This is a genomic window from Lysinibacillus sp. NPDC096418, assembly GCF_044762775.1.
Taxonomy (GTDB): Bacteria; Bacillota; Bacilli; order Bacillales_A; family Planococcaceae; genus Lysinibacillus.
On record NZ_JBIWEY010000019.1, the window covers coordinates 44,914 to 63,445 of the forward strand.

Sequence of the window (18,532 nt, forward strand, 5' to 3'; positions counted from 1 at the left end):
TAATGAAATCTCGGCGTAATAGCACCAGCTGTTTACGCTACGAAATACTGAAGTAGCTCTTAAAAACGCTCCATAAATAAATTAAAGCAGAACGCCCACACTAAAATGACAATAACGCCTACTCCCATTACCGCATAGAGTGAACCTTTAAGATTTTCTTCGGACTTTTTTTTGTTTGCCATCCTTGCTCCCTCCTAAGATTACAAAATGGACTTTCTTAAAAACATCATATAAAAAAACGTTTTATTGTGATGTGAAAAAAATCACACTTAGAGGTAAATTATGTGAAAAAAGTGTGAAAATTTATGATGGAAATAGAAAAAGAAAAATGGGTTGTGCCAAAAGTAATAAAACTTACTTTTGGTACAACCCACTCAATTAAATATGTAAAAAATAGAATATAGTCTTTTAGAGCTAACGTTTGCATTTTGGTAGTTAAAAATTGTTATAAGATAGACTTTAGAATAACTTAGTAAAACTTTATTCTTCTTCAATTGTTAGAAGAACAGTTAGTGGACCAACTTCTGGAATAGTGACAGGAAGGGCAAAAGCTTTGTCAAAACCGTACAACTTTGTGTTCCCGACCATAACGGTTGGAGGTGTTATATCGATTTCTAAGTTCTCATGACCAACAGTTGTACATAAATTGCCAGCAATCATATTACCAAATTCACCTGTGAAGGATTCAAGCATTTCACCTTCTAAAGGCATGCCGAACATTGTGTTACCAATTCCACCGAAGACCTCAGGAGAAGAATCAATAATTACTCGTCCTTTTAAGTCACCAATGAGCCCGATTAATACGCCCATTTCCTGTTGTTCAAAAGGTTCAGAGACAATACTAGGTGCTTTCACTTGGAGGTCCATCGGTAGTATTGCTTTTAATGCATGGATAGTACCGTTTAAAATGGTTTGAAAGTGCTTCGAATTACTCATATTAACCGCATCCTTTTTACGACTTTTCTACATCTTACCACGATAAACGGGTAAGATGAAAGTATGTCTTGACGAATTATATGAAAATTATTATCATTATTAATGAGAATGATTTTCATATTCATTAAAAAGGAGCGGTCAATAATGGCATTCGTATTTATCGGAGCAACAGTAGCAATCTATATTGGGGTAGGGAAATATGTGATGAGTCAGGCGACTGCACATTTAAAATAAAAGGGCTAAGGGCATATCTCAAGGCCATTAACTAAAGATATTAGGACGCTATAAGTACATGTTACTTGTAGCGTTTTTTCTTTGTTCAAGGTGTTTGAGATTACAAACTATGTGCTATTAAATTTGCCGCTTGCTATATAAGCTTCTAAGCATATCGATGTCAATTAGTGTTTAATAAGATTCAAAAATGGTCCGTGTCATAGAATTTAGGGGAAACCCCCTATAGGAAATGAAAACGCTTTCTGATATTATAAATTTAAAAATTCAGAAATTTAAATCTGTTTTTTCTGGTGAGAATATTATTTCCTTTAGGGAGGGGTGTGCAATTGAGTAAACATTTTAAAGTTGTCATCATTGGAGGAGGATCAGCGGGTGTTTCTGTAGCAGCACGTTTGTTGCGTCAATCAAGTTCACTAGTTAACAAAATTGCTATTATTGAACCGGTTGATAAGCATTATTATCAACCACTATGGACGTTGGTTGGCGGCGGTGTTGCAAAAAAGGAAGTTACAGAACGAGATATGAAATTTGTTATTCCAAAAGGTGTCAGCTGGATTCAAGAAGCCGTTATCACATTCCTACCAATTGAAAATACGCTTGTGACAGATCAGCAGCAACGAATTTCATATGACTATTTAGTCGTTGCTGCTGGAATCGAGACCAATTGGAAAGGTGTAAAGGGCCTACAAGAGGCAATTGGTCATTACGAGGTATGTAGCAATTATTCTTATCAGCATGTGGATTATACATGGAAAACTATTCGTTCCTTCCAAGGAGGAACCGCTCTTTTTACTCACCCGGCAACTCCAATTAAATGTGGAGGAGCCCCACAAAAAATAATGTATTTGGCGGAGGATCATTTCAAAAAATCAGGTGTAAGAAACCAAACTGACATTATTTTTGGTTCTGCCAATGCTACTATTTTTGATGTCGCTAAATATCGCGAAACATTAGAGAAGGTTTTACAAAGGAAACAAATCGATGCGCGTTTTAGAAAAAACCTTATTGAAATTAAAGCAGAAGAAAAACTGGCAATTTTCGAGCATTTAGATACAGGTGAGCAAGACGTGGTTTCGTACAATATGATCCATGTTACACCGCCTATGAAAGCACCGGCTTTTATTGAAAAAAGTCCTTTGTCGGATAAGGAGGGTTGGTTAGATGTTCATAAGCATACATTGCAACACATTCGTTACAATAACATTTTTGGGTTAGGAGATTGTGCTAATTTACCAACTTCTAAAACAGGTGCAGCAATTCGAAAACAAGCTCCTGTTGTAGCAAGTAACATCGTCTCTTTGATGAGAGAACTTCCTTTAGATGAAAGCTATGATGGCTATACCTCTTGTCCAATTGTTACAGGATATAACAAATTGGTGTTAGCGGAGTTTGATTATAGTAAAACTCCGTGTGAAATGATGCCATTCAACCAAGCTATCGAACGGCAAAGTATGTATCTATTAAAGAAAGATTTACTTCCAATTATGTATTGGAACGGTATGTTAAAAGGCACCATGTAATGAGTCATAGTAAGTCTTGCAACGGGAGTGATTTAAGATGATCGAGATAAAATCAGGACATCACAATACAACATCAGATTTGTTAAGTGAATTAGAAGATCCACACATTCAACAAGCAATGGTTGAATTAATTCGAAAATTACCTGAACTACAATCAACCCTGCATTCGATAGAAGACATTGTGCTATTCGGTAAAACTGTTATCCAAGATGAGCAAACAACATCCGTGTTTGAAGAAAGGCTTTCCACATACAACATAAATGCTGATACCATCTATTCTTTATTTATGCTCATAGAAAAACTTCCTACTCTGGTGAAAGTCATCCAACAGTTCGAGGAAATAAGTGCCTTTATATTGAGTATTATGCAAGATAAAGAGTCTTCTGCCTACTTACTTAATAATTTGAAAGAATATACAGATCCTTTTCTGCAAGATGGGAAAAATGGGTTAGCTTTTATTAAAGAAGTAAGAGATCGTGCGGAGTGTCAGCCACAGTCGATTACCGTTTTTTCTATCATGAGGTGGTTAAAAGATCCTACAATCCAAAAAATGCTATGCTATGTTCAAGCAGCATTAAATATAGTCGCTGAGAAAAAAACACGTTAACGTGAGGGGAGAATTGGAACATGTTATTACGTTATTTTTATGATGAAAAGTTAGCGCATGCATCTTATTTAGTTGGGTGTCAGGCGACAGGAGAAGCAGTTGTAGTTGACCCGATGAGAAATGTCCTACCTTATATCGAAACTGCTATTGCAGAAAAACTGAAAATTGTCGGTGCTCTTGAAACACATATTCATGCCGACTTTGTTTCGGGTTCAAGAGAATTAGCGGAGTGCAGTGGCGCAACATTGTATCTTTCTGATGAAGGTGGAGAAGAGTGGCAATATCAAAATCTAGAAAAAATCAACCATCAATTATTAAAAGGAGGGGATATTTTTAAAATTGGTAATCTTATATTCGAAACTTTGCACACACCAGGTCATACACCAGAGAGTATTTCATTCTTATTAACAGATCGAGGTGGTACAGCAGATAAACCAATGGGCCTATTCTCGGGGGACTTTGTCTTTGTGGGAGATATTGGTCGACCAGACCTACTTGAGAAAGCTGCTGGCATGGCAGGAACAGCAGAAGCTGGCGCTAAAGTAATGTATCATTCGGTAGAGCGATTTAAGAGCTTACCAGACTACTTGCAAGTATGGCCAGCTCATGGTGCAGGAAGTGCGTGCGGTAAGGCACTTGGAGCTGTACCTTCCTCTACAATAGGATACGAAAAACAATTTAACTGGGCTATGCACTTTGATCAAGAGCAATTATTCATGGAGGCTTTATTAGACGGACAACCAGAACCGCCTTATTATTTTGCGGTTATGAAGCATGTCAATAAAGTAGGGGCCAGCTTAATCAAAGATTTGCCGCAATTGCAAAGCGTTTCTTCTATAGAAGAGGTACAAGCTTTAATCGCTCAAGGTGTGCAAGTAATTGATACACGTCAAGCGGGCTCTTTTGCAAATGGACATATCGAAGGTACAATCAATATTCCTTTCAATAAATCGATTACGAACTGGGCTGGTTGGCTCGTGAACTATGAGCAACCGCTATATGTGCTAACGAATATAGAGCACCTTGATGAAATCTTGATCGCTTTACGATCAATCGGCATTGATAATGTCGATGGGTACGGAGATATTACAAACATCCTTCTTACGATACCTGCTCAAGTTTCATTAGAAACCTATGACAGTGTAACGCCACTTGAAATTGAAGAATTAGTGAGTAAAGGTGACGTAACTGTACTTGATATTAGAAATCAAGCCGAATGGAATCAAGGTCATATTGAAGGTGCACAGCATATTATGCTCGGTACACTTTTAAAACGAATAGATGACATACAGGATGATCAACAAATCATTGTGCAATGCCAATCAGGTGTTCGATCAGCTATTGGGACTAGTGTGTTACGAGCCGCAGGAAAGAAAAACTGTGTTAATTTATTAGGCGGATACGCACGTTGGAAAAAAGAAGCGCAAACACTTAACGTATAAACAAATGAAAAGCTAGTCCAAACTAGCTTTTCATTTTTAAAAACCTCTTTTTGCATTAAAATGGGATAAATATATTGTAATTTGAGGTGATTCACTTATGATAGAGTCTTTTTCTCTAGAAAATAAGTATTTGAAGCAAATTTTCCAAAATATCCAAGATGGTATTATCATTATGAATCAAGAAAGAATGATTTTAATGATAAATCCTTCTGCTGAAAGATTAACGGGTTGGAAGTTACAAGGAAAGGTTCCATATTGTTCTTTTTGTGTAAATAGACGTCGTCATGAAAAAGAGAATAAATGCTATTTAATCCAAAATGATGAAGTACCATACTTCTTGTCGGAAATGCCTACGTATCACGGAAAGAAAATCGATGTTGAAATGAGTACAGCACTTATGTTTCAAGACACAATGAACAATGAGAAGGAATATTTATTAGTTTTACGAGATCAAAGTGTGAAGATAAAAGAAGACGAGGCGAGAATTTCAAAAATGATGATTAAGAAGCTCATTGAAGCGCAAGAGACTGAACATAAGCGGCTGGCTCAAGAGCTTCATGATGGTGTTGGTCAATCTTTGTTTACTATTTCTGTTGCACTTCAAGCAATCGAATCCTACATTTATGATGAGCGACTGAATGCTTATATTGAAGAAGTACGTCAGGAATTAGAAAAAGCAATGAATGACATAAAATCTTACGCTTATGAATTGAGACCACAAAGTTTAGATCAACTAGGAATAGTGGCCGCTATACAAAGCTTAATTAATTCTGTGAAGCGAAATAATGAGAATATCACTTTCCTCTTTGAAACAAATACAGAAGATCGTTGTAATCCTACCGTTTCAATTAACTTATATCGTGTTGTACAAGAAGCAATTTATAATTGTATAAAATATGCTGAAGCTGCCACTATATCAATCATTTTACATGAATCCCTCGACGGTTTATCCTTAACGATTGCTGATGATGGAATCGGCTTTAATGTAAAGTCTCCCAAAAATGAAGGACTTGGCTTAAAACATATGTCTGAAAGAATCTATCAAATTGGTGGAGAATTTTCGCTAGAATCACAACAAACGATTGGTACGAAAATATTTATTACTATTCCTGATTGGAAGGAAGTGGTGCAGTGATTAAGATTATGGTAGTTGATGATCATGTGTTAATTAGAAAAGGAATTGTTCTATTATTAGAGAGCTATGAAAACTTCCATATAGTTGGTGAAGCTAGTGATGGCGAGGAAGCAATTCTTACAGCAGAATGTAAAAAACCGGATGTGATATTAATGGATATTTCTATTCCAAATGGCTTAGATGGGTTTACGGCTACACAAAATATAGTAAAAAAAGTGAAAAATGTGAAGGTTATTTTATTAACGATGCATAATGAAGAAAATTATATTCAAAAAGCAATCGATATTGAAGCGCATGGCTATCTCTTAAAGAATAGCCATGGTGGCGAATTATATGAAGCAATTGTGTCAGTTTACAATGGAAAAAAGTATTACAATGTCGGGCTGTCATCTGAACACATGGAAAAGCTAATGGTTAATAAAGGTAGAGGTAAGTCGTCAATTTTAACTTCACGAGAAAGTGAAGTCGTGCGTTTAATCATTCTTGGCTATACAAATAAACAAATTTCAGAGAAGTTACTAATTAGTGTGAAGACTGTAGAGAATCACAAAGCGAATATTATGCAAAAGTTAAATTTAAAAAAGAAATCTGAACTTATTCAATTTGGTTTAGACAATGATTATCTTCATTTAAACCGTAATCTTCAACCTACTTCTCATATTTAGAAGTAGGTTATAAGTTGAATTTATCTATTACAATGATATCAACTTATAAGACAGGAGGACATGATGGATATCACATTCATAATTGTTATTTTTATCATTGGATTTATAGGTTCCTATATTTCTGGTATGGTCGGGATTGGTGGTTCGATTATTAAGTATCCGATGCTATTGTATATTCCACCTCTGCTTGGTATTACTGCTTTTAATGCACATGAAGTATCGGGTATTAGTGCGGTACAAGTTTTTTTCGCTACAATAGGGGGCGTGTGGGCTTATCGGAAAAGTGGCTATTTAAACAAGGAACTTATTATTTATATGGGTTCAGGGATACTTGTAGGTGGTTTACTTGGTGGATATGGTTCTTCTTATTTATCGGAAGGAAGTATCAATATTGTCTATGCTATATTAGCTACCATCGCTGTGATTATGATGTTTTTGCCAAAGAAAAATAACGATGATCAACCGATTGGAGAAATTCACTTCAATAAGGCGCTAGCAACAATCATTGCTTTTATTGTAGGGACAGCCTCAGGAATTGTGGGAGCTGCTGGGGCATTCATCCTTGTACCAATTTTACTTGTTGTGTTTAAGATTCCTACAAGAGTAACCATCGCTACCTCTCTTGCTATAACTTTTATTTCATCTATAGGTTCAACAATTGGGAAAGTTACAACCGGTCAGGTTTTAGTTATGCCGGCTACAATTATGATTGTCGCAAGTTTAATTTCTGCCCCTTTAGGAGCCAAAATGGGTCAAAGGATGAACACGAAAGTACTGCAATGGATTTTATCCTTATTAATATTAGCAACAGCTGTCAAGATTTGGTTGGATTTGTTGTAAGTCGATATGCATGCAATCAATCGAAAAAGAATCAATTACGCCTCGGCATAATTGATTCGAATATATGATCGTATCATTATTTTACAGTAACAAACTCTACAGCTTCTACAATCATTGGAGTTCCAGCGGATATTGTGCCGGTAACCGTGTTAAATGTCAATTCCGTTGCAGTAATAGTATACGAATCACCTTCTTGTAATACACCGTTGATATACAAATTATAGTAACCATTTGTGATTATGGGGAAACTATCCGTAGCATTCCCACTGTCATTCAAGAAAGTAGTTGCAGCTATAGTAGTTCCATCAGCGATAGTTAAAGGTGCTACTAAGATATTGAAAAATCTTGACGAAGTACCTGTAACATTCACATTAATATTAATAATGGAAAGTGGCATAATGTTCACCTCCTTTCATCTACAAATTTAGTTTGGCTGTGAATCCTAATGATTCAATAATAATTGGAGTATTTTTATAAATAGTTGCGTTCTGGGGTATAAATGTTAGAGTATTTGTTGTTATATTATAAACACCACTCTCTTGCATCATTCCATTGATATAAAGATTCACGTACCCATTCGGGCTAAAAATCATAAACTCCGTTATATTATTCCCATAATCATTGAAAAATAGATTTGCAGTAAAGGTTGCCCCATTTGTCAAATTGAGATTAGCATCAGCAATATGAAAATATCTATTGACAGTTGGTAGTATAGTAATTTCGGTAACATTTTTTGGGGAATAATCTATGCTGGCAGAGCTAACCTTTATGCGAAGATTGGACATATTGCTATTTTCACAATCATTCAATAAAACCCTCTGCACTACTTTTTTTCGTTTTTTATAAAACTCCATACGCCCTTCCTCCTCTTTACCTGTTGACGTATCAACAAGTTCCTCTTTTTTCATTTAGTATTTCAATGTATTCATTCTGTTGTGAGCCCGCTTCTATAAAATTACCTGACAATTTTAAATATGGATGCACATTGTTTTTTTATGACATAACCTCTCGTAATATAAGGGGGGAATTGCGAATCGATAAACAAAGCTTTCTATTATAATTTATGATAGGAGTGCGTGAGTTGATTGGTTGCTCATCCTCTTTTACAAATGTTATGGAATATCACCTCGCATTTGTTCTCCTAAAAGCCTTGTTCAACGAGTCTCAAATGGGACGCTAAACTCCTAGCAAAGCGCTGCTTTGTGACGAAAGTGAAGCGATAGGAGTACCCGTCCTATCGTAACGAAAATCAACGAACCTCTAAGATCAATACGCTCTTTAATCAAATGTCATCCCGACCTGTTGGTATACGTAAAAACTTTACCGCAAAATAGCTATTTATTATGGTAGCTTTTACATGAAGAGGATGGAAACATACAGTGCATTAGATGGGGAAGACATATTGCGCGTAAAACCTTGATGTATACGTATTTCAAAGAAAATAAGTGTTATACTTTGCATATCGATTAAGGTAGAATGTTAATTATGAATAATTAATTGGATAAAGGGGTAACTGTTTTATGAATGAATTTGATCAACACCTAGAGGGATTACTTAAGCAAGCTTCATTACAATACATAATTTATCAGCACAACGGTGATACAGAACGTATGGAAAAGACGTCACTGTTTGCACGTAAATTACAACAAAAAGAATATGTAATTGGTTTTGCTGGACATTTCTCTGCTGGTAAGTCGAGCATGATTAATGCATTGTCGGGTGAAAATTTACTAGCATCTAGTCCTATTCCGACAAGTGCCAATATCGTAAAAGTCCATAAATCTGAAGAGGACTTTGCAATCGTTTACATGCATAATGAAAAACCAGTAAAATTTGAAGCTGGCTATGATTTTAAAACGGTAAAAGAGCTAAGTAAAAATGGGGACTTAGTATCTCAAATTGAAATTGGTCATAGTGCTTCTACGTTACCACTAGGTGTGACGGTGATGGATACACCGGGAGTTGACTCTACAGATGATGCGCACCGTATGTCTACAGAATCTGCGCTCCATATTGCTGATATCGTATTCTATACGATGGATTACAATCATGTGCAATCAGAATTGAACTTCCAATTTACAAAACAATTGATGAAATATAATCCAAACGTTTATTTAATCGTTAACATGATTGATAAGCATAAAGAAAATGAACTAAGCTTTGAAGAATTCAAGGCAACAGTGCATAACTCGTTCGGGGCATGGGGTGTTGAGCCAAAAGGCATATTCTTTACATCTCTGCGTGAATTAGACCATCCGCACAATGATTTTGACACAGTGAAAAAGATTGTCATGGATAGTATGGATGATTGGCAAGATCAGCTTGTATTAACGGCAACGAATACGCTGCGATTACTTCAAAGTGAGCATGACACGTATTTAAGTGAAGAAAGACAGGACCGTTTAGATATCGATGAAGATATTTTAAGTGCGGATGACTGGGCACACCATGCCGATATTTTAGAACAGTACAATAAGCTAAATCGTCAAGTGGAGCTATTTTCAATTGAGGCGTGGAATGAAACGTTTGAAGATGAGCGCAAAGAGCTACTTGTCAATGCAGCAATTATGCCAGCAGATTTACGTGATAAATTACGTTTATATTTAGAAAGTAAGCAAGAAAGCTTTAAAGTGGGCGGTTTATTTTCTGCGAAGAAAAAAACGGAGGAAGAGCGTAATCGTCGTAAAGAGGACGCGTTTAGCACGTATCAAACAGTGGTACACGCTCAAATTTCAGGACATTTAAAGGCTCTTATGAAAAAAGTACTGAAGGATGTTGGGGCGTTAAGCGATGAACGCGCAGCAGCAGTGGACGCTTATACATTTGATTTACCGTTTTCGTTAATAGAAGATCAAATTCAAACAGGTGCTCTACTTACGGGCGATGCAGTATTAAACTTTGCGAATCGTGTGGCAGAAGCGACAAGACGTTATTATATTCAAAATACAGATGCATGGAAAGATGCACAAGCAGCAACGCTAGAAGCGGTTGCAACTGAAACCTCTGCACCATCAAAGCTGAAAATGGCGAGCATGCAAGCGAAGGTAGATGCCATAAATGCTGTATTAGAAATAGAAGATTATCAAAAATACAGTGCGACAATTATGCACCAAGCAAGTAATGAAATTCGTAAAGAAGCGAATACACAATTAGTCGTATGGGAAAAAGCTTTTGCGCAAGCGTTAGCAGAAATTCGTTTATTTGATGAATCGATGTTACAACCTAAAGCAGTCGCAGTACAAGAAGAAGAAGCGCAACAGGCAGTAAGCGTGGCAAGCCTACCAGTGGAAGGTGTTATTAAGCGTGCACTGCATACTGCACAGTCTGTTAAGGATGTACAAGGATTTGCCGAAGTAGCACGTTATCTCGAAAATAAGGTAGAGCGTCTGCAAAAAAAGGATTTCACAATTGCGTTATTCGGTGCGTTTAGTGCAGGGAAATCATCATTTTCAAATGCATTGATGGGGGCAAAGGTATTACCTGTGTCACCAAACCCAACAACGGCAGCAATTAATAAAATTCGACCAGTAACGCCAGACCATCCACATGAAACAGCAGATGTACGCTTAAAAACGGAAGCGCAAATGCTAGAGGATATTCAAGGATCTTATGCGGCAATCGGGTTGACGGTTTCTTCATTAGAAGAAGCGTTTAAACGTGCAGATGAAGGACTTGCGGTGCAATTAACGGATGAGCGTTTAAACGTTCACAAATCTTTTATTCGTGCGTATAAGGAAGGCTATCCGACGTTTAAATCAGAGCTAGGTGAAGTACTACGAGTTGAGCGCGAGGAGTTTGAAAAGTTTGTTGCGCAGGAAAATAAATCGTGCTTCGTTGATAATATTGACTTCTATTATGATAGTCCACTTACAAGAATGGGTGTAACACTTGTTGATACACCGGGAGCCGACTCAATTAATGCACGTCACACGGGCGTTGCTTTCGAATATATCCGTAATGCCGATGCGATTTTATTTATTACGTACTATAATCATGCGTTTGCGAAGGCTGATCGTGAGTTCTTAATTCAACTTGGTCGTGTAAAGGATGCCTTTGAACTTGATAAAATGTTCTTTATTGTGAATGCCATCGATTTAGCAACTACAGAGGAAGAACAAGAAGATGTAAAAGGCTATGTGCGTTCAGAATTACAACGATTTGGAATTCGTTTCCCGCGTTTATATGGCGTGTCAAGCTTAATGGCATTGAAAGAAAAGGTAGAGGGTGCTAATTTCGCATCTGGTATGCCGCCATTTGAGGGGGCCTTCCATAAATTCTTAAATGAAGAGTTAAGTGCCTTAGCTGTGCAAGCACTTGCTGAGGAAGTCGACAAAACGGAGGAACGTTTAGGCGATTTAATCGCGCAAACAGAAGAAAACTTAAAACGTAAAGATGAGCGATTAGCAGAACTGACATCTCTAGAAAAACATGTACAGTCGAAGTTTAGCACGATTAACACTAGCATGATGGAAAGTGAAACAAAGCAAGAATTAGATGAGTTACTTTACTACGTACTTCAGCGTGTCTATTACCGTTACCCTGAATTCTTTAAAGAAGGCTATAATCCGTCTACCTTTGCGGCGATGCCTGCGCAGCAAGCTCTTGAGCACGCCTTAAAAGAAGTACTGCAAAGTTTGCGTTTTGACTTTACACAGGAAATGCGCGTGACGAATTTCCGTCTATCGCAGTTCATCGGTAAGAAAATGCAATTGCGTTTTAAAGATGAAGTACGTGAGCTAAAAGAATACAACCGTAGCTTCTCGTTCCTATCGTTTGAATCTTCAGAGCCAGATTTATTGAACTTTGAAGGGCCGTTTGCAGAAAGTGCAAAATATGCGAGTGTCAAATCACACTTCCGCAATCAAAAAGCCTTCTTTGAAAAAAATGAAAAAGTGAAACTAAGCGAAGCACTTGAGGCACTAACGAAGCCAGATGCGCAAAGCTATTTAGATGTACAAAAAGTGTCGCTTCTGACGTGGGCAAATGCCTTTATTCAAGAGGAAGCAGAGCGCTTACGCAGCTACATTTTACAGCAAGCATTAGAGCAAATTGAGACGGAAAGACTTGTACTACAAGAGGAAAGTCGCTTAGCAACATGGAAGTCAATTTACGCACAATTACAATACGTATGAGGTGATTCAAGTGGGAAAAGTATTCAAAACAGTTGAGGAAATTCAAGTGGATCAAGTTCGCTTTGTTGATGCACGTTTCGACTTACAAGATAAAGCGGCAGGGAAGCAAGCATTTGAAAATGGGCATGCACCTGGAGCGGTGTATTTTGACTTAGAGCAAGATTTATCGGATATGGCGAGTGGTAATGGGCGTCACCCAATGCCAAGTAAAGAACAAATGGCTTCGCTATTTGAGGGGTATGGCCTTACCTATGACGATACAATAGTTGTGTACGACCAGGGGGCAGCACCATTTGCACCACGTGCATGGTGGATGCTGAAATATGCTGGCTTTCCAAATGTCTATATTGTAAATGGTGGCGTTGCAGCGCTAGAAAAAGCGGTGGACTTTACGAGTGAAGTGACCAGCTACGCGCTAAGTACAGTCTATTTTGACTGGCAAGACCAACTGTACGCGCCGCGTGAAGCAGTAAAAGCGATTGTTGACGGTAAAGTGGTAGCGACATTGTTGGACGCACGTGCAGCAGCTCGTTACCGCGGGGAAGTGGAGCCACTTGATAAGGTAGCTGGGCATATTCCGTCGGCGAAGAACTTTGACTGGGAGCAGTTAAAAGAGGATGGCATGCTTCATGCAAATGATGCACTTCGCTCTAAGGTCGAGAAGAATGAGCGAGTTGTCGTGTACTGTGGAAGTGGTGTGACGGCATCACCTTTGTATGCGGTGTTGGCAGATGAAGGTTATGACAATATTCAATTATATGTAGGAAGCTTTAGTGATTGGATTACACAATACGATGTAGAGACTGGGACGAATGAATAATTAATGAAGAACGCTCACTTTGGTGGGCGTTTTTTTGTGCATAGATAGATAAATGTCATGTCGATAAAAAAGTCTAAAATAGGAGAGCTAAATCTGCTATTTCTAGGTCTAACAGGTAGAAGGAGGTGAGCTTTGTGCTAGAAATACTTGTCACGCGTGCAAAAAATGGAGATGTGGAAGCCTTTGCTCAGCTTTTTACACAATTTGAAGTAGAGCTTTATAAAATGGCATATGTATATGTCGGCAATGAGGAAGATGCACTCGATGTTGTGCAGGAAGTAGCGTATAAAAGCTATAAATATATCCAATCTTTGCAAAATGCAACTTACATAAAAACGTGGTTAATGCGTATTACCATAAATTGTGCAACTGATGTGTTAAAAAAGCGTGAACTCATTTTACCGTATGAAGAAGATTTTGAGGAGAGCGATGAACCACACGCAGAGTTATCCGACAAATGGGCACTTGAAGATGTCATGACGAAGCTCACAAAAGAAGAAAAGGACGTTATTTTACTTAAGTTTTATCATGACTATACATTGCAACAAACTGCCACGATATTGCAATTGAAACTAGGTACCACGAAGACAATTTTGTATCGTGCGCTCAAAAAGCTTAGGCAGGCATTAGAACAGGAGGTGCAAGAATGAGTAACTTCAAAAAGCAATTGGACAATATTCATATTCCAGAAAGTCTCCGTAAGCGAAGTTTACAAGGGATTCAACAGGCCGAGAAAGAGCGACGGAAGCCTCAAAATAGGGTTCCAAAGCTAGTGGCAATGGTTGTAACAATTGCCGCCGTTAGTTTTATAGCACTCAATTTGGGTGAAAAAGATACACATCAACAACAAACGGGTACTGTTATCGAAAAAGGCGCATTTTCACCTCAGTTTTACTGGTTAATTGCAGCTGTTTTAACGGTTGTAACTGGACTTGTGATACGAGCAGCCATACGCAAAGGCATGAATAAAAAATTAGGCATCGCATCTGGTGTCATCATCGTACTACTGCTTGGCAACAGCGCTGTTTTTCTACAGAATCAACTAGCAAAGCCGATTACAGTGCCGCTTGTACATGATTTTTTTGCTGGTAATGGAGCACATGATTTTGCAATTCGTTACATTGTTAATAAAAATGATCATCGCTCGGTTAGCTTTTTACAGGCAGGAAAGCTAACATTGCAGGCATTATATCCAGACGAGACTAAAGGAAATGATCTTTTTTATTATCCTACTGATATATCAGAAGAAGGTCGTCATCAGTTAATGCGTGTGGCTTATTTTCAAGGGAATACTGAGGAAATGCAAGCGCTAATTGACAGTGATGAGGTGTTTCTTGTGTTAGATGATGGTGAGAAGTTGGCAACATCATTGCAAATTGATTTTGATTCTAAATATGGGCCCCTACTTAATGAAAATATTTATATGTCTCAAGGTAGTAATGATGGGGAAAATAGTAGGAAGGTTGTTATCGAGCAGGATACGGTGTTTGATGATGTGTATTTGCCAAAAATACTTGAATCCAGTGTGACTTTCGAAAAACTAGAAGTAGATAAGGTAGTTCATACTGAAGCGGATTTTCCTGTAGCTGTGAAAAAGGGTCAACAGGTGAAGATAATTTTCAAAATAGATGATGCGCCGATGGATATAAACACAATGGTTGGCGTAAGAGGTTCGAATGGGTTGTTGCCAATTAAGGTTTTTAGGAAAGCAACAATGGACCTGAAGAAAATAAGAGAGGAGATTGAACGACATGATGGTGTATGAGGAAAAAAATCAGCAGGTCAAGTTCATGAAATGGCTAACGATAGCACTTGTATTGAAGCTCGTCTATCTTGATGTATTTCCAGGTGCGTATTATGTTCAGCATTTGTTGATGTACTTTGCCTTTATGAAAAGCCTATCATACTTTGACGGTGTAACGCATGCGAAGGGTTATATTACAATTGGATTTGGTTTGTTGCTAGTAAATATGCTGTCTGAAGATTTTTTTATGCAGTATTGGCTACTGATTTTTAGTGCATCGATAGATTTACTTATTATCTTTGAGTTTTTCAAAATTTTAAAGATAATAGAAGAAAAGCTTAAGGTTGTAAATCATACTACACGTATTATGAAAAAATATATGTGGCTCGCAATTGGTGTCATTGTAAGTTGGACATTTTTAATGAATTTAGAGTACTTCTCGCAGATGGTGCTATTATTTATAGGCGCTCTTATACTGTTTGGAATTAATGTGAGATTGCTCATCCACCTTCGTCATCTGAAAAAACACGTCAAATCGACAATGCATTTTGTAACATATACATAAAATGACTGACTATTCATTTTATGGTACACTCTTTGGTGAAGGGGCAAAGGGGGAGAAATGATGTTTAAACTAGAGAAAAGTGTAGCTATCGACAGAAATAATGACGTGCAATGGGCGCAAGGGAAGGTCGCGGTTCAGGGAATAGCGATGAGTGTCTATAGTTTTTATGTGGATGGCTTGCTAATTGACACGGGATCCAGCTCGCTCGCACAGGAGTTTCAATCATTCTTTAACGAAGTCGACATTCAGCAGGTGGCTTTGACACATGCGCATGAGGACCATTCAGGAAATGCTATATGGATCCAACAGCAAAAGGAAGTACCGATTTATATTCACGGTGAAGCAGTAGATGAATGTGCGAGCGATTCGAATTTACCATTATATCGTAAGGTGCTATGGGGTGAGCGACCTGGATTTAGCGCAAAGCCATTAGGTGCTACGCTGCAAACGAATCGTGCAACGTGGGATGTCATTGCGACGCCAGGTCATACAACCGATCATGTATCGTTTTATAATCGGGCTACAGGGGAGATGTTTACAGGAGATTTATATGTACAGACGAAAACAAAGGTCGTATTGGACGAAGAAAATATCGTACATACCTTGGCGTCGTTAAAGCATCTATTAAACTATGATTTTGAAACAATTTATTGTTGTCATGCGGGCTGTTTAATAGATGGCCGTACGAAAATCATTGAAAAAATCGATTATTTAGAGGAATTGGAAGGGGATATTTTGAAACTTCACAAGCAAGGGTTTGGGGTTGAGGAGATATCAAAAAGCATTTTCCCTCGCGAATATCCGATTACAAAAGTATCAGGTGAGCAATGGTCGTCGAATCATATCATTACAGCATTTATACAGCATTTTTCGAAAGAGTCCTTACGTTAAGGGCTCTTTTTTTACTGTACTCAAATTGAACAAAATTTCATCTAAATAGGACAAGCGGATTTATATTCCTGCCAAGAGGGAAAGTAATTACCACTGCATCGAAAAAAATATCTGACAATTCACTCTCTTTAGTCTGTATAATAAAAAAGATTGTGAAATAATATGGATAAAATGTGACGAAGTTAGATGTAACAATGGATGCGCTTACATGAGATTGTGAATTTATTCTTATTTATCGGAAAAAAATACTATGTGAAGAGATGAACAGCACTATTGGCTTTATTTATACATTTTCGTGAGAGTATGTCCGAAGAATTATTATTTCAACATAATTGTTTGTGAAGTTGATAACAAAATGGGAAGAAGGGATTTTAGAGAATAAATGTGTTGTAATGAACAAATAACGTGAATTTTCAACGAAATTTGTTGACTATGTTTTCACAAAGTATTATGATTCTAAAATATAAACACGAAAGTAAATTTCAAAGGGAAAAGGATGGGATGGAATGGATATTATGAAAAAGGCGTTAGATATGCATGGGTATTACAATGGGAAGTTAGAGGTTATTTCAAAGGTACCTGTACAAGATGCATATGATTTGAGTTTAGCCTATTCTCCGGGTGTAGCGGCACCTTGTGTGGAGATTGAGAAAAACCCATCCCTTGTCTATGACTACACGATGAAGGGCAATATGGTAGCAATTGTTTCGGATGGTACAGCAGTTTTAGGTTTAGGGGATATTGGACCAAAAGCAGCGCTACCAGTTATGGAAGGGAAGGCCATCTTATTAAAGCGCTTTGCCAATGTTGATGCATTTCCAATTTGTTTAGATACAAAAAGTACGGATGAAATCGTCAGCATTGTGAAGGCGCTTGCCCCAACATTTGGTGGTATAAACTTAGAAGATATTTCTGCGCCGCGTTGCTTTGAAATTGAAGACCGTTTGCGCCAAGAATGTGATATTCCTGTATTCCATGACGATCAACATGGTACAGCAATTGTAGTAGGTGCTGGTATGATTAATGCCAATCGCATCGTGAAAAAAGATATTGAAACGATGAAGATTGTCATTAACGGTGCGGGTGCTGCAGGCATTGCGATTTTACGTATTCTTGTGCAAATGGGTTATAAAAATATTTATATGTGCGATACAAAAGGTATCATTTATGAAGGTCGTGCAGAAGGTATGAACCCGATAAAAGAAGCTGTAGCACACTTAACGAATCCAGAAAAGCAACATGGTACACTTGAGGATGCTCTAAAAGGAGCCGATGTCTTTATTGGTGTTTCTGTAGCTGATTTATTGACACAAGCACATATCGAGTCGATGAATGAGGATCCAATTGTTTTTGCATTAGCAAATCCAAATCCTGAAATTACGTACGAAAATGCGAAGGCGTGGGGTGTACGTATTATGGGAACAGGACGCTCTGATTATCCTAACCAAATTAATAATGTGTTAGCTTTCCCAGGTATTTTCCGTGGGGCACTTGATGTACGTGCAACAGATATCAATGAAGCGATGAAATTAGCTGCTGTTGAGGCAATTGCATCTCTAGTAAGTGATGAAGACTTAGCAGAAGAATTCATCGTGCCAAAATCATTTGATGAGCGCGTTGTAGAAATTGTATCACGTGCTGTAAGTGGTGCGGCAGTTGAATCTGGAGTATCAGAACTATTCCAACAAACATCACCTCTATCAATCTAAAATCAAAAAATTCCTTTCTTGCATTAGCGAGAAAGGAATTTTTAAGTTTAATTACTGTTAAGGCTAAGCGCTACATCCTCGAGGTCACTTCGATTCCTCTGGCTGAAGCATTTACTTTCGCTTCAGATTCGCAAGTGTGAACGAGTGCTTTAATGCATTTGTTCCTGCATATGGTCCGCCGACTACAATCTCACGAATGATTGTACAATGGAGAACGATGCAATACAGATGGTATTCATAATACCGAGTTTGTTTTAACCTATAACAAAGCGTACCATCGCCAAACGGAACA

At 37.8% G+C, this 18,532-nt stretch carries 17 protein-coding genes; 13 read left to right on the forward strand and 4 right to left on the reverse strand.

Annotation, left to right across the window (positions count from 1 at the left end):
• Nucleotides 1-59: 59 nt before the first annotated feature.
• Complete coding sequence (locus tag ACIQZG_RS14605; RefSeq protein ID WP_402756150.1) at nt 60-182, reverse strand: hypothetical protein; 123 nt, start codon at nt 180-182, stop codon at nt 60-62.
• A gap of 298 nt (nt 183-480) precedes the next feature.
• Nucleotides 481-936, reverse strand: a complete 456-nt coding sequence (locus tag ACIQZG_RS14610; RefSeq protein ID WP_402756152.1) for a chemotaxis protein CheX — start codon at nt 934-936, stop codon at nt 481-483.
• A gap of 560 nt (nt 937-1,496) precedes the next feature.
• Between ACIQZG_RS14610 and ACIQZG_RS14615 the strand changes: the two genes are divergently transcribed.
• The 6 genes from ACIQZG_RS14615 (at nt 1,497) to ACIQZG_RS14640 (ending at nt 7,379) form a co-directional block, all read left to right on the forward strand.
• Nucleotides 1,497-2,690 carry an NAD(P)/FAD-dependent oxidoreductase gene (locus tag ACIQZG_RS14615; RefSeq protein ID WP_402756154.1) on the forward strand — a complete coding sequence of 398 codons (1,194 nt, stop codon included), beginning with the start codon at nt 1,497-1,499 and terminating at the stop codon, nt 2,688-2,690.
• A 37-nt stretch (nt 2,691-2,727) separates the two neighbouring features.
• On the forward strand, nt 2,728-3,297 hold the full coding sequence (locus ACIQZG_RS14620; protein ID WP_402756156.1) for a hypothetical protein: 570 nt from the start codon (nt 2,728-2,730) through the stop codon (nt 3,295-3,297).
• Nucleotides 3,298-3,317: 20 nt separating this feature from the next.
• Nucleotides 3,318-4,739 carry an MBL fold metallo-hydrolase gene (locus ACIQZG_RS14625; protein ID WP_402756158.1) on the forward strand — a complete coding sequence of 474 codons (1,422 nt, stop codon included), beginning with the start codon at nt 3,318-3,320 and terminating at the stop codon, nt 4,737-4,739.
• 97 nt (nt 4,740-4,836) lie between these two features.
• Complete coding sequence (locus ACIQZG_RS14630) at nt 4,837-5,874, forward strand: PAS domain-containing sensor histidine kinase (RefSeq protein ID WP_402756160.1); 1,038 nt, start codon at nt 4,837-4,839, stop codon at nt 5,872-5,874.
• Nucleotides 5,871-6,539 (forward strand): response regulator, encoded by a 669-nt coding sequence (locus ACIQZG_RS14635; RefSeq protein ID WP_402756162.1) that lies wholly within the window; start codon nt 5,871-5,873, stop codon nt 6,537-6,539. Before ACIQZG_RS14630 ends, ACIQZG_RS14635 begins: the two co-directional genes overlap by 4 nt.
• A gap of 63 nt (nt 6,540-6,602) precedes the next feature.
• Entirely contained in the window at nt 6,603-7,379 is a 777-nt protein-coding gene (locus ACIQZG_RS14640) for a sulfite exporter TauE/SafE family protein (RefSeq protein ID WP_402756164.1), read from the forward strand.
• Nucleotides 7,380-7,455: 76 nt separating this feature from the next.
• Here ACIQZG_RS14640 and ACIQZG_RS14645 read toward each other — a convergent pair whose 3' ends face one another.
• Together ACIQZG_RS14645 and ACIQZG_RS14650 are read right to left on the reverse strand one after the other, a co-directional pair.
• Nucleotides 7,456-7,776, reverse strand: a complete 321-nt coding sequence (locus tag ACIQZG_RS14645; protein WP_402756165.1) for a DUF4183 domain-containing protein — start codon at nt 7,774-7,776, stop codon at nt 7,456-7,458.
• Nucleotides 7,777-7,795: 19 nt separating this feature from the next.
• Nucleotides 7,796-8,287, reverse strand: coding sequence for a DUF4183 domain-containing protein (locus ACIQZG_RS14650; protein ID WP_402756167.1), 492 nt, complete (start codon nt 8,285-8,287; stop codon nt 7,796-7,798).
• 612 nt (nt 8,288-8,899) lie between these two features.
• Between ACIQZG_RS14650 and ACIQZG_RS14655 the strand changes: the two genes are divergently transcribed.
• The 7 genes from ACIQZG_RS14655 to ACIQZG_RS14685 all read left to right on the forward strand — a co-directional run bounded on the left by ACIQZG_RS14655 (nt 8,900) and on the right by ACIQZG_RS14685 (nt 18,240).
• Complete coding sequence (locus ACIQZG_RS14655) at nt 8,900-12,511, forward strand: dynamin family protein (RefSeq protein ID WP_402756169.1); 3,612 nt, start codon at nt 8,900-8,902, stop codon at nt 12,509-12,511.
• A gap of 10 nt (nt 12,512-12,521) precedes the next feature.
• The gene (locus tag ACIQZG_RS14660; RefSeq protein ID WP_402756171.1) at nt 12,522-13,331 is read left to right on the forward strand and encodes a sulfurtransferase; all 810 of its coding nucleotides are present in this window, start codon (nt 12,522-12,524) and stop codon (nt 13,329-13,331) included.
• Between the two features lie 134 nt (nt 13,332-13,465).
• The gene (locus ACIQZG_RS14665) at nt 13,466-13,981 is read left to right on the forward strand and encodes a sigma-70 family RNA polymerase sigma factor (protein ID WP_402756172.1); all 516 of its coding nucleotides are present in this window, start codon (nt 13,466-13,468) and stop codon (nt 13,979-13,981) included.
• Complete coding sequence (locus ACIQZG_RS14670) at nt 13,978-15,096, forward strand: hypothetical protein (protein ID WP_402756173.1); 1,119 nt, start codon at nt 13,978-13,980, stop codon at nt 15,094-15,096. The genes ACIQZG_RS14665 and ACIQZG_RS14670 overlap by 4 nt, the downstream gene beginning before the upstream one ends.
• Nucleotides 15,083-15,640, forward strand: a complete 558-nt coding sequence (locus ACIQZG_RS14675; protein ID WP_402756174.1) for a hypothetical protein — start codon at nt 15,083-15,085, stop codon at nt 15,638-15,640. Before ACIQZG_RS14670 ends, ACIQZG_RS14675 begins: the two co-directional genes overlap by 14 nt.
• Before the next feature lie 60 nt (nt 15,641-15,700).
• Entirely contained in the window at nt 15,701-16,531 is an 831-nt protein-coding gene (locus tag ACIQZG_RS14680; protein ID WP_402756175.1) for an MBL fold metallo-hydrolase, read from the forward strand.
• Nucleotides 16,532-17,037: 506 nt separating this feature from the next.
• Entirely contained in the window at nt 17,038-18,240 is a 1,203-nt protein-coding gene (locus ACIQZG_RS14685) for an NAD(P)-dependent malic enzyme (RefSeq protein ID WP_402756176.1), read from the forward strand.
• The last annotated feature ends 292 nt before the right edge of the window (nt 18,241-18,532 follow it).

What these genes read in the sequence shown, in the direction of transcription:
- ACIQZG_RS14680 (WP_402756175.1), top strand. Translation starts at nt 15,701, where the DNA reads ATGTTTAAACTAGAGAAAAGTGTAGCTATCGACAGAAATAATGACGTG.
- ACIQZG_RS14655 (WP_402756169.1), top strand. Translation starts at nt 8,900, where the DNA reads ATGAATGAATTTGATCAACACCTAGAGGGATTACTTAAGCAAGCTTCA.
- ACIQZG_RS14605 (WP_402756150.1), bottom strand. Translation starts at nt 182, where the DNA reads ATGGCAAACAAAAAAAAGTCCGAAGAAAATCTTAAAGGTTCACTCTAT.
- ACIQZG_RS14645 (WP_402756165.1), bottom strand. Translation starts at nt 7,776, where the DNA reads ATGCCACTTTCCATTATTAATATTAATGTGAATGTTACAGGTACTTCG.
- ACIQZG_RS14620 (WP_402756156.1), top strand. Translation starts at nt 2,728, where the DNA reads ATGATCGAGATAAAATCAGGACATCACAATACAACATCAGATTTGTTA.
- ACIQZG_RS14670 (WP_402756173.1), top strand. Translation starts at nt 13,978, where the DNA reads ATGAGTAACTTCAAAAAGCAATTGGACAATATTCATATTCCAGAAAGT.
- ACIQZG_RS14675 (WP_402756174.1), top strand. Translation starts at nt 15,083, where the DNA reads ATGATGGTGTATGAGGAAAAAAATCAGCAGGTCAAGTTCATGAAATGG.
- ACIQZG_RS14610 (WP_402756152.1), bottom strand. Translation starts at nt 936, where the DNA reads ATGAGTAATTCGAAGCACTTTCAAACCATTTTAAACGGTACTATCCAT.
- ACIQZG_RS14650 (WP_402756167.1), bottom strand. Translation starts at nt 8,287, where the DNA reads ATGAAAAAAGAGGAACTTGTTGATACGTCAACAGGTAAAGAGGAGGAA.
- ACIQZG_RS14625 (WP_402756158.1), top strand. Translation starts at nt 3,318, where the DNA reads ATGTTATTACGTTATTTTTATGATGAAAAGTTAGCGCATGCATCTTAT.
- ACIQZG_RS14685 (WP_402756176.1), top strand. Translation starts at nt 17,038, where the DNA reads ATGGATATTATGAAAAAGGCGTTAGATATGCATGGGTATTACAATGGG.
- ACIQZG_RS14640 (WP_402756164.1), top strand. Translation starts at nt 6,603, where the DNA reads ATGGATATCACATTCATAATTGTTATTTTTATCATTGGATTTATAGGT.
- ACIQZG_RS14630 (WP_402756160.1), top strand. Translation starts at nt 4,837, where the DNA reads ATGATAGAGTCTTTTTCTCTAGAAAATAAGTATTTGAAGCAAATTTTC.